Genomic DNA, 11472 nt, shown 5'->3' with positions numbered 1-11472 from the left:
AATATTTCAATCATTATATCTTTACGAAAAAGTCAGACTTATGAAAGCGCACTATATTCTTTGTCCGATTGGTACATAGCGTTGGTTAATCGGACCAGTATAATCTGCACGCGGACGAATGAGGCGGTTATTTTCATATTGTTCTAGAATATGAGCTAACCAACCAGACATACGGCTGACTGCAAAGATTGGTGTAAATAAATCATGATCAATTCCTAAGCAATGGTACACAGATGCAGAATAAAAATCTACATTTGGTGGAAGCGGTTTTGCTGAAGTTACAAGCTCCTCAATTTTGATAGACATATTATACCACTTCTCTTGTCCTGTTAGCACGCATAATCGCTTAGACATTTCACGTAAATGTTTTGCACGTGGATCACCGTTGCTGTATACACGATGACCAAAGCCCATAATTTTCACTTTATTATCAAGTGCATTATGAATATACGATTCTACATTTTCTTCTTCACCAATTTCCATTAGCATCTTCATTACGTTTTCATTTGCTCCGCCATGAAGTGGTCCTTTTAAAGCACCAATTGCTGCTGTAATACCGGAATATACATCAGAAAGTGTAGCCACGCAAACACGCGCTGTGAAAGTAGATGCATTTAATTCATGATCCGCATGAAGTACAAGCGCCTTATCAAACGCTTCAATCTCAACTTCATTTGGTTCACGATCATTTAACATATATAAAAAGTTTGCTGCTAATGATAAATCTTTGCGAGGTTCAACAACCGGTAACCCCTTACGAATTCTCGCATATGCTGCAACAAGACTTGCAACTTGCGCCTGCAATTTAACCGCTTTCAAATAATTGGACGCTTCATCCATTAATTCAGCACTCTCATCATACAATGATAACATGGAAATTACTGTACGTAAAACAGACATTGGATGCGCATTTGTTAAGTTTGTGCTTTTTAAATATTCTAAAATACCTTTTGGCACTGCTGCATACTCAGCTAACTGTGTTTTTAATTCCTCTAATTCTACTTCATTTGGAAGTTTGCGATGCCATAATAAATATACAACTTCTTCAAATGTAGCATTTTCAGCTAAATCATCGATATTGTATCCCACATAAGTTAATGTATCATCAATAATAGAACTTACAGATGATGTTGTTGCTACTACCCCTTCTAAACCTCGAATAACAGTCATTATAATCTCTCCTCTTCCTCGAAATTTCTCCCTAGCCTTATACTTTGTCTCAATAAAATGTGTGTTTCACTGTTCAAGAAAGTGAATGAGCATCCGTTCACCTCTTAAACAAGTGAAATACACAATGGCACAATCATTACCATTTTTACATCTATTTATCGCCCCATGCTTTGGAGCATGGACGTGAGCTTCTCCCCGAACCCCCACGCTACAAACGATACATAGTGAGGAAATATAATTTCGGAGAGCTTACTTATAAAAACAGTATAAAACAATATTAACAAAATTATTTCATGTTGTTTTTATTTTATCTGGTGTAGGTCTATGCTGTTATATAAATCGAAGAAGTGCCTAAATACATTATAAACAATTATCTGACTCTTGTGAATGGATAGAATTCGAAAAATTTATATTAAAATAGATTTTTTTATTTAAACAGCTGTATAATGTTCATCACAGCGTATGCAATTCCTGCTCCAATTAACGGTCCTACCGCTACTCCATTAAATAATGCTACAGCAAGAATTGTTCCAAACACAAGAGCGGTCGTAATGTGCGGATCATGTGCTAAAAGTTGTACGCCGCCTTTTGCAATAAGCGCTACAGCAATACCTGAAGCGAGAGCAATCCAAGCATAATAAGATTTTGTCGCCTCTACAAGCTGCTTAAAGCCAATTTCTCCTGTCGCAATCGGAACAAGGACCGCAATTGTTATAACGGTAACCCCGAGGTTAATTCCTTTCGTTTGCAAATAAGGGAAAATTTTATCTCCTAAAAACGTCCACTTCAGCAAAAGTAAAACGCCAACCGCCACTGTTAAAGATTGATTTTTCGCGATAAGTCCAATAATAAGAAGTATGAATAAAAATAAAGTCGACTGACTAATCATGATGTTACATCCTTTCTGAGAATAATGAAGAACTCTCAAATATGCCCCTTTTCTGAAAGAAAAAGAGGAATTCGTTCTTTAAATAGAGAATCGTTTCCACTTACATCAAAAGTGATTACTTTCCTTTTCTTTCTTATAAGAAAAAGGTAAAATAAGAAAGAAAAAACCTATATTATATCATACCATTTACAGAAGAGGCATGAAAGCATCTCATCATTTGATGCATATTTTCAAGTGAATAATTACACAAGTTTCACTCATACGTAACATTCTTACAGGGGAGGGAAAACACCTTTGAATCGAAATTTACTCTACATGGCACTTCGACTTCTCTTTGTTATTGCAGCAACTATATTAGGAGTATACGCACTATTATATATATCAAGTCTTGTCTACCCATTTATTATCGCTTTTGCAATTGCATATTTGATCAATCCAGTTGTAAACTTTCTCGATCAAAAACTACGATTTCCTCGTGCTTTGTCTGTACTTATCAGCCTCATTCTTGTGTTTGGCGCCATCGTTGGGTTCGTTACGTATCTTGTAACAGAAGCGATTTCCGCAGCAACATATTTGTTACAAATCGTACCAGACAAATTCCCGTCTCTAGTTCAGTATTTACAGGAATTTGCACTTACCAATATTATGCCACTCTACAATGATTTAATTGCTAAGTTTAACCATCTCGGCGCAACACAACAAAGTACGATTACAACAAACATTCAAAATCTCGGTGCGGAAGCAACGCAGCAAATGAAATCTATTTTGACAGCTATTATAAGCGGATTAACAAACTTCATTAGCGCTCTTCCAACCACCTTAACTGTTCTCGTATTCGTTTTGTTAGCCACTTTCTTTATTAGCTTTGACTGGCACCGCCTTGCTTGTAAAGTCGAAAAGTTATTACCTAATCGGTTACACGGTTATGGAAAAACAATTTTTGTGGATTTACGAAAAGCTTTGTTTGGATTTGTAAAAGCACAATTTACACTCATATCTATGACGACTATTATTGTTCTAATTGGCCTATTAATTTTGCGTGTACCGTATGCAATTACGACCGCCCTTATTACAGGATTTGTGGATTTACTTCCATATTTAGGAACAGGGGCTGTCTTCATCCCATGGATTATTTATGTATTTTTTACAGGAGATACCACCTTCGCGCTTGGGTTGCTTATTTTATATATCGTTGTCATTGTACAGCGTCAATTAATGGAGCCAAAGGTATTATCATCTAACATTGGACTTGATCCACTACCAACATTATTTTCTTTATTTATCGGATTTAAACTATTTGGTTTTTTAGGATTAATTATCGGTCCTGTAACACTCGTTTTATTAAATACATTGCATAAAGCAAATGTATTTAAAGATCTTTGGAAGTTTATAAAAGGGTAAAGTGAAACTTCATTAATAAAAATCAGCTAAAACAAGGAGAGATCCCTCCTTGTTTTTTTATTTATAAAAATGAATAAAAATACTATATTTTTCTTTGTTTTTCTACAAATGAATAAATATACATCTGTTTTTCCGACAAAAAATAACGCTTGAAGAGTTCTTCTCTCTCAAGCGTTATTTTTGCACGATAATGGTATGGTTTCGATTTATTTTGCGTTCCATCCATTTGATTATCATATATTTCACCGGTTTTCTCGCTGCCGGAATCAATAAAACTACTCCTACACAATCTGTTATATAGCCCGGGATCATTAGAAGTATACCACCTGCAAAAATACAAATCGCATCCAATACAGCATCGCCCGGAAGTTCACCTCTACTGAACCGATATTGAATCTCTCTCCATACTGCTAACCCTTGACGCTTTGCTATATATGCTCCCATTATACTCGTTAGCATAATAACACAAAATGTCGGCCATAACCCAATCCATTGACTCGATCCGATCAGCACCGTAATTTCTAACGCTGGAATTAAAATAAACAAAAAGAGAAATACCTTCATTCCTCTCACCTCTCCCTCTATATAAATCCATTAAAAGCATTTTTTTAAACGGGCGAGAGGGACTGGCTATGCACAAGAGCGGTCAAGGCCAGATCCTGTGCCACGCGCAAAGTTTTAAAACAAAGAAAGGCGGCGAGGTGTAGATCCATTTTAATTTTTCAACATCTTTGTCTAGCTCCAACCTCTAGACCCTCATGTCTAAACAGTATACTCCGCTTTCTTTATCCCGCATTAACGGGCAGTAATACTCCCACCTCAAAATTCAGCGAAAGCAAAGAAGTTAGGCGGGAGATAAACTGCCCGTAAAAGCCCGATTGGTTCAACTAATAATCAGTGGGGGATGAAGAAAACCCCCACTGATTAAAGTTTCACTTTATAAGCCGCTGCTATGCATGACCAGACGCTCTCGCCCCCCCTAAAAAGAAAGGGGTTTTTATATTATTTTTTTGTAAAAAAAAGAGAAGGATCCGCATCCTTCCCCACATATTATTACTTATAGCACTTCCGCATGTCCATTATATACAATTCCACGCGCTGCATCAACTGTTACTTCTTGGCCACTTTTTAGCGTAGAAGTTGCAGTTGCTACACCAACGATAACTGGAATACCAATTGATACACCAACAACTGCTGCATGGCTTGTTAATCCGCCTTCTTCTACAATAAGTGCTGCTGCTTTTTCAATCGCCGGAATCATATCTTTATCAGTGCTTACTGTAACAAGAATAGAACCTTCTGTTACGTTCGCTAATGCTTCCTCAGCTGTTTTCGCTACAACAACTTTACCTTTTGCTGTTTTACGGCCAATCCCTTGTCCTTTAGCGATTTGTTCGCCAACAACATGAATTTTCATTAAGTTTGTTGTGCCAGTTTCAGCAAGCGGTACACCAGCAGTGATTACAACTGTATCACCAAGACCGATCATATCTGCATCCATAGCTGTTTGAATAGCTGTTTCTAGCATTTCATCTGTAGATTTTGCTTTTTCTTCTGCCATATACGCTTGTACACCCCAAGAAAGCGCAAGACGACGGCATACTTGTTCATTAGATGTTACAGCTACAATTGGAGATTTCGGACGATATTTAGAAATCATTTTTGCAGTATAACCGCTCTCTGTAGGAGCTACGATTGCCGCTACTTCAAGTGCAAGCGCTGTATGTGCAACAGATTGGCTAATTGCATCTGTAATTGTGGAAGATTGCTCTTTAAGACGTTTTTGGAACATATCTTCATATTGCAATGATTTTTCAACACGCAATGCAATATTTGCCATCATTTTCACTGCTTCAACTGGATATAACCCTGCTGCTGTTTCACCAGAAAGCATGATTGCATCTGTACCATCGAAAATAGCGTTCGCTACGTCACTTGCTTCTGCGCGTGTCGGACGAGGGTTACGTTGCATAGAATCTAACATTTGCGTCGCTGTGATAACCGGCTTTCCTAATACGTTACATTTTTTGATTAGACGCTTTTGTACTAACGGTACTTCTTCTGGTGGAATTTCCACACCCATGTCACCGCGTGCTACCATTAAACCATCAGAAACTTCTAGGATAGAATTAATATTATCGATACCTTCTTGATTCTCGATTTTCGGAATAATTTGAATGTAATCTGCACCGTGTGCTTCTAATAGCTCACGAATTTCTAATACATCAGATGCTTTACGTACGAAAGAAGCTGCAATGAAGTCAACGCCTTGCTCGATACCGAAGACGATATCTTGAATATCTTTTTCTGTGATACCAGGAAGCTTAATGCTTACGTTCGGTACGTTTACACCTTTTTTATTTTTCACCATACCGCTATTTAATACTTTTGTGCGAATATCGCCGTTTGCTTTTTCAATTACTTCTAACTCAATAAGACCGTCATCAATTAGAATACGAGAACCTGGGTCTACATCGTCGTAAAGTCCTGCATAAGTTACAGAGAACTTTTCAGCAGTTCCTAATACTTGCTCTGTAGAAATAACAACTTCTGCACCTGTTTTTAGTTCAGCTTGTCCGTCTACAAAGTCATGTGTACGAATTTCTGGACCTTTTGTATCAAGTAAGATTGCTACAGTTTTACCTGTTTTCTTTGCAGCCTCACGAATCGTTTTAATGCGTAATCCATGCTCCTCATGACTACCATGAGAGAAGTTTAAACGACAAACATTCATACCTGCTCCGATTAATTGTTCTAACTTCTCAATACTTTCACTAGCAGGACCAATCGTACATACAATTTTAGTTTTGCGCATACCGCACCTCCAAATATTTATGAAAACGTTACCATTAACTTTGCATTACACCAATTAGATGGATAATTCTTTTGATAACTGATACATCTCTGCATCAATTTCATGTTTTTTCGCTAATGCTTCGATAATATCATGATCAACAAGTTGATTATTTTGAATACCTACGCAGCGGCCACCTTTTCCTTCTAATAAAAGCTCAACTGCTCTTGCACCAAGACGACTCGCTAATACACGGTCCATCGCACTTGGAGATCCTCCGCGTTGTACGTGACCTAATACTGTAACGCGTGTATCAAAATTAGTCGCTTCTTCGATTTGTTTACCGATTTCAATCGCACTGCCAACGCCTTCTGCTACAACGATAATACTATGTTTCTTTCCGCGTTCACTACCGCGTTTTAGACGAGCAATTACATCTTCCATATCGTAATCTTCTTCTGGAATTAAAATTGTTTCTGCACCGTCTGCTAAACCAGCCCATAATGCGATGTCACCTGCATGGCGCCCCATTACTTCAATTACATATGTACGTTCATGGGATGTAGCTGTATCACGAATTTTATCAATTGCATCGATAACAGTATTTAAAGCTGTATCAAAACCAATTGTGAAATCCGTACCAGGAATATCATTATCGATTGTGCCAGGTACACCAACACATGGGAAACCGTGCTCTGTTAATTTTTTCGCACCTTGGTAAGAACCATCCCCACCGATAACAACAAGTCCTTCAATACCAAATTTATTTAATTGTTCAATCCCTTTTAATTGTCCTTCTAGTTCTTTAAACTCAGGACATCTTGCTGTATATAATTTTGTTCCACCGCGATGAATAATATCACCTACAGAACCTAATTCTAATTTCTCAATATGACCAGAAATTAATCCTGCGTATCCATGATAGATACCATATACCTCTAGATCATGATATATTGCTTTACGAACAACCGCACGAATAGCAGCGTTCATTCCAGGTGAATCTCCACCACTTGTTAAAACACCAATACGTTTCATTAGTACTCACCTCATAAAGATTATTTGCCCTATATTAAAATAACATGAAGAAATACAAAATGACAATGGAGAAGATGTGTCTTTTCATAAGAAAAACGTGCATTCGCGAGATGGAACGCACGCTTTTTCTATTTTACCCCAATGGAAGCGTTTGAAAACGAAACTTGCCCAATTTTCATATATTTTTTATAGCGATTTTCGACTAGTTGCTCTTTCGAAACGCCTTCTAATTGTTGGAATGTTTTCTGCAATGTACGATTCATATATTCCGCTTGCTTCACTACATCGCGATGTGCACCGCCGCGAGCTTCTGGAATAATTTCATCAATGACACCTAATTCTTTCAAATTAGCTGCTGTAATTTTCATCGTTTCTGCAGCTTCTTTTGATTTCGTAGCATCTTTCCAAAGAATTGTCGCTGCTCCTTCAGGCGAAATAACCGAATATGTGGAGTTTTCTAGCATGTGTACATAATTACCTACACCAAGGCCTAATGCACCGCCACTTCCACCTTCACCAATGACAATACAAATAACAGGTACAGTGAGTCCAGCCATTTCAAATAAATTGCGCGCAATTGCTTCACTTTGTCCACGCTCTTCAGCTGCCTTTCCTGGATATGCACCTTTTGTATCAACAAAACAGATGATTGGACGATTGAATTTTTCAGCTTGCTTCATAAGACGCAACGCTTTGCGATACCCTTCTGGATGAGGCATTCCGAAATTACGGCGAATATTTTCTTTCGTATCTTTCCCGCGTTGATGACCAATTACTGTAACAGGCATCCCGTTATATTTCGCAATCCCGCCGACAATTGCTGCATCATCACCAAATAGGCGATCTCCATGACATTCAAAAAAATCAGTAAATAAGTGCTGGATGTAATCCAATGTTGTCGGTCTTTCGGCATGACGAGCAATTTGAACACGGTCCCATACTTTCAGGTTACCGTATATTTCTTCTTCTAAATGCTCCAATTTACCTTCCAAGATACGAATCTCTTCACTGAAGTCCATCTGGCTGTTTTTCGTATACTCTTTTAACTCGCTAATTTTATTTCTTAGCTCAACAACTGGTTTTTCAAATTCTAATTCTGCCATGACACCACTTCCTCCCCTTGATGAACTTCTAAAATCTTACGGAGCGTGTCTCTCATATCATTGCGATGCACAACTGCATCTAATTGTCCGTGTTCTAATAAAAACTCTGCCGTTTGGAAATCCTCCGGCAATTTCTCACGAACCGTCTGTTCAATTACACGACGACCAGCAAACCCAATTAATGCACCAGGTTCTGCTAAATTGTAATCACCAAGTGAAGCAAAACTCGCGGAAACCCCACCTGTCGTTGGGTGTGTCATAATTGAAATGAATAAACCACCTGCATTGCTATGTTTTTTCAAAGCTATACTTGTCTTCGCCATTTGCATTAAGCTTAAAATACCCTCTTGCATACGAGCTCCGCCTGATGCAGTAAAAATAAGAAACGGCGCTTTCATTTCATATGCTTTTTCTACAGCACGCGCAATTTTTTCACCTACAACAGAGCCCATGCTTCCCATTCGAAACCTTGAATCCATAACCGCAACAACAACAAGCATATCCTCGATTGTTCCTTCTCCTGTCACAACCGCTTCATTTAATCCGGTTTTTTTACGATCACTCTCAAGTTTCTCCTCGTAGCCTGGGAATTGAAGCGGGTTTGCCGAAATCATTTCTTTGTCATATTCACGAAATGAATTTTCATCTAACAAACTTTCAAGACGCTCCCATGCATTCATCGGGTGATGATAGCCACAGTTGACACATACTTTTAAATTTTTCAGAAGTTCTTTCGTATACATGATTTTTTTGCATTTCGGACATTTTGTCATGACACCGTCCGGTACATCTTTTCGTACCTGCTCTGAAGGAATTGCAGCATACTTTTTCTTCTTTAGGAATAAATCTCGTAGCAAAGTTTGACCCTCCTTTAGGTGATAAAAGAGCTAAGGTTAACGAGTAAGAAAATGGGGCTAACACCTAAATCAATTGGTGTTAGCCTTATTTTCTCAATTTGCCTTATAACCCGTCTCTTTACGTTTAACTTTAAACGTTATCTTGCAGAATTTGTGTCAGAACGTGTCATGGTTATTTCGACAAATTTTGTATAAAGTAAACGTTTATCTTGCTTATTCATACATGTGTAAGCAAGGTAAACTTACAAATGAAACTGTATATTTTCCATTATTGCATCATAAAGTTCTAATGCTGTTTGTTCTTGTCTATTCTGTAATGCTATATATAGCTTTTCATGTAACTCTCGCGCGTTTAAATGAACATCACAAGAAATCGTTGAAGCGTAGTCATGTACAATCATCCAAACACGATACATTAAATAATTATCGACTTGTTCTACAAGCGTCTTTAAAAAGGTTTGATGAAATACTACGATAGATGATTGTTCATCAGAAAAAATATGATGAAATGCCTCTAAGCTGTTTTCTGCCTGCGTTTGACACAAAACTCGAATCGCATCTTTCTCAAGCAATTCTTTCGTTTGTAACAAATCCCGCCGCGTCTTTTCATCTTGTAATACGAACGGTGCAATCAATTGCACCAAACCGTTTTCATAAAAGTTTCGAATGAACGTCCCTTCACCGCGCCTCGTTTCAATGAGCCCTACTAGTTCTAATGATCTGAGCGCTTCACGAACAGATGAACGTCCGACATTTAAACGAGCACTTAGCTCACGTTCAGATGGAAGGCGATCGCCCGCCTTCAGTCCATCCTCTTGTATGATCAAACGGATTTTTTTCACTATTTCTAGATATACTTTTGTTTGTGATGATGTCAATGAACATTCCTCGCTTATTCTTTGCCGATAATCGCTAAATTTCTCGTTCTTTCAGCTACTTCCTGTGGATCAACTTGACGGCGAGCAACACCTGTTTCCATCGCAGCTTTGGCAACATACGCTGCTACTTGTGGTGCTACGCGTACATCGAATGGAGCTGGAATAATATAATCAGCACTTAACTCTTCTTCTGATACAAGTTCAGCAATAGCTTGTACTGCTGCCACTTTCATTTCTTCGTTAATTTGCGTTGCATGTACATCAAGAGCACCGCGGAAAATACCTGGAAAAGCTAACACGTTGTTTACTTGGTTCGGGAAATCCGAGCGTCCCGTACCTACAACTGCCGCTCCAGCTGCTTTTGCCATGCCTGGCATAATTTCTGGATTTGGATTCGCCATCGCAAAGATAATTGCATCTTCGTTCATAGAACGAACCATTTCTTCTGTTAATGCGCCTTCTGCAGATACACCGATGAATACATCTGCATCTTGAATCACTTCTGCCAATGAACCTTCTACACGATTTTTATTCGTATATTTTGCAACTTCATTTTTCACAGGATTCATACCGACAGGGCGTCCTTCAAAAATCGCACCTTTCGTATCGCACATAATAATGTCGCGTACACCGTAGCGATATAAAAGTTTAATAATTGCAATGCCCGCTGCCCCAGCACCGTTTGCAACAACTTTAATATCAGACATTTTCTTTCCAACTAGTTTTAATGCATTCACAAGACCCGCTACTGTTACAATTGCTGTTCCGTGCTGGTCATCGTGGAATACAGGAATATTTGTTTCTTTTTTCAAACGCTCTTCAATAATAAAGCAGTTTGGTGCTGCAATATCTTCTAGGTTTACGCCGCCAAAAGTTGGCTCCATTAATTTTACAGTTTCAACAATTTTATCTACATCATTTGTATTTAAAGCAATTGGAAATGCATCTACACCAGCAAAGCTCTTAAATAATACAGCTTTACCTTCCATAACAGGAAGTGATGCTTCCGGTCCAATATTTCCAAGACCTAATACAGCCGTTCCATCTGTTACAACTGCTACCATATTGCCCTTCATTGTATATTCGTATACCTTGCTCTTATCGTCATAAATAACTTTACATGGTTCTGCAACCCCTGGAGAATACGCAAGACTTAAATCTTTTGCATTTTCTACCTTTACTTTTGATACTGTTTCTAATTTTCCTTGATGCACTCTATGCATGTGAAGTGCTTCTTCACGAAGTGTTGACAAACGATCCACTCTCCTCAAATTTTCTTGCTGCATAACGTTATTCATTCTCCAAGGTGGTCTGACCACGAACGATATTACTACTATAATCGAAA

At 38.2% G+C, this 11472-nt stretch carries 10 protein-coding genes; 1 reads left to right on the top strand and 9 read right to left on the bottom strand.

The genetic code is table 11. The features are described 5' to 3' along the window. Nucleotides 1-51: 51 nt before the first annotated feature. On the bottom strand, nt 52-1170 hold the full coding sequence (gene citZ, locus MR076_RS08700; RefSeq protein WP_242219706.1) for a citrate synthase: 1119 nt from the start codon (nt 1168-1170) through the stop codon (nt 52-54). 427 nt (nt 1171-1597) lie between these two features. Next, on the bottom strand, nt 1598-2059 hold the full coding sequence (locus tag MR076_RS08695; RefSeq protein ID WP_242219705.1) for a DUF441 domain-containing protein: 462 nt from the start codon (nt 2057-2059) through the stop codon (nt 1598-1600). Between the two features lie 294 nt (nt 2060-2353). On the opposite strand from MR076_RS08695, the gene ytvI reads away from it, so the two are divergent. Then, nucleotides 2354-3460 carry a sporulation integral membrane protein YtvI gene (ytvI, locus tag MR076_RS08690; protein WP_242219703.1) on the top strand — a complete coding sequence of 369 codons (1107 nt, stop codon included), beginning with the start codon at nt 2354-2356 and terminating at the stop codon, nt 3458-3460. A 174-nt stretch (nt 3461-3634) separates the two neighbouring features. On the opposite strand, the gene MR076_RS08685 is transcribed toward ytvI, so the two are convergent. The 7 genes from MR076_RS08685 to ystJ all read right to left on the bottom strand — a co-directional run bounded on the left by MR076_RS08685 (nt 3635) and on the right by ystJ (nt 11413). Continuing rightward, nucleotides 3635-4024 (bottom strand): FxsA family protein, encoded by a 390-nt coding sequence (locus tag MR076_RS08685; protein WP_242219700.1) that lies wholly within the window; start codon nt 4022-4024, stop codon nt 3635-3637. 493 nt (nt 4025-4517) lie between these two features. After that, on the bottom strand, nt 4518-6275 hold the full coding sequence (gene pyk, locus MR076_RS08680) for a pyruvate kinase (RefSeq protein ID WP_242219699.1): 1758 nt from the start codon (nt 6273-6275) through the stop codon (nt 4518-4520). A 54-nt stretch (nt 6276-6329) separates the two neighbouring features. After that, nucleotides 6330-7289 (bottom strand): 6-phosphofructokinase, encoded by a 960-nt coding sequence (gene pfkA / locus MR076_RS08675; protein WP_242219697.1) that lies wholly within the window; start codon nt 7287-7289, stop codon nt 6330-6332. A 128-nt stretch (nt 7290-7417) separates the two neighbouring features. After that, nucleotides 7418-8392, bottom strand: coding sequence for an acetyl-CoA carboxylase carboxyl transferase subunit alpha (gene accA, locus MR076_RS08670; RefSeq protein ID WP_242219695.1), 975 nt, complete (start codon nt 8390-8392; stop codon nt 7418-7420). Then, nucleotides 8380-9249, bottom strand: coding sequence for an acetyl-CoA carboxylase, carboxyltransferase subunit beta (gene accD / locus MR076_RS08665; protein WP_090916378.1), 870 nt, complete (start codon nt 9247-9249; stop codon nt 8380-8382). The genes accA and accD overlap by 13 nt, the downstream gene beginning before the upstream one ends. Before the next feature lie 242 nt (nt 9250-9491). Then, on the bottom strand, nt 9492-10127 hold the full coding sequence (locus MR076_RS08660) for a FadR/GntR family transcriptional regulator (RefSeq protein ID WP_242219693.1): 636 nt from the start codon (nt 10125-10127) through the stop codon (nt 9492-9494). 14 nt (nt 10128-10141) lie between these two features. Continuing rightward, nucleotides 10142-11413 (bottom strand): NADP-dependent malic enzyme, encoded by a 1272-nt coding sequence (ystJ, locus tag MR076_RS08655; RefSeq protein WP_242219988.1) that lies wholly within the window; start codon nt 11411-11413, stop codon nt 10142-10144. Between the last annotated feature and the right edge of the window lie 59 nt (nt 11414-11472).

It is taken from the genome of Bacillus cereus group sp. BfR-BA-01380, assembly GCF_022663535.1.
Taxonomy (GTDB): domain Bacteria; phylum Bacillota; class Bacilli; order Bacillales; family Bacillaceae_G; genus Bacillus_A; species Bacillus_A cereus_BB.
This window is presented reverse-complemented; position numbering and strand designations above follow the sequence as displayed.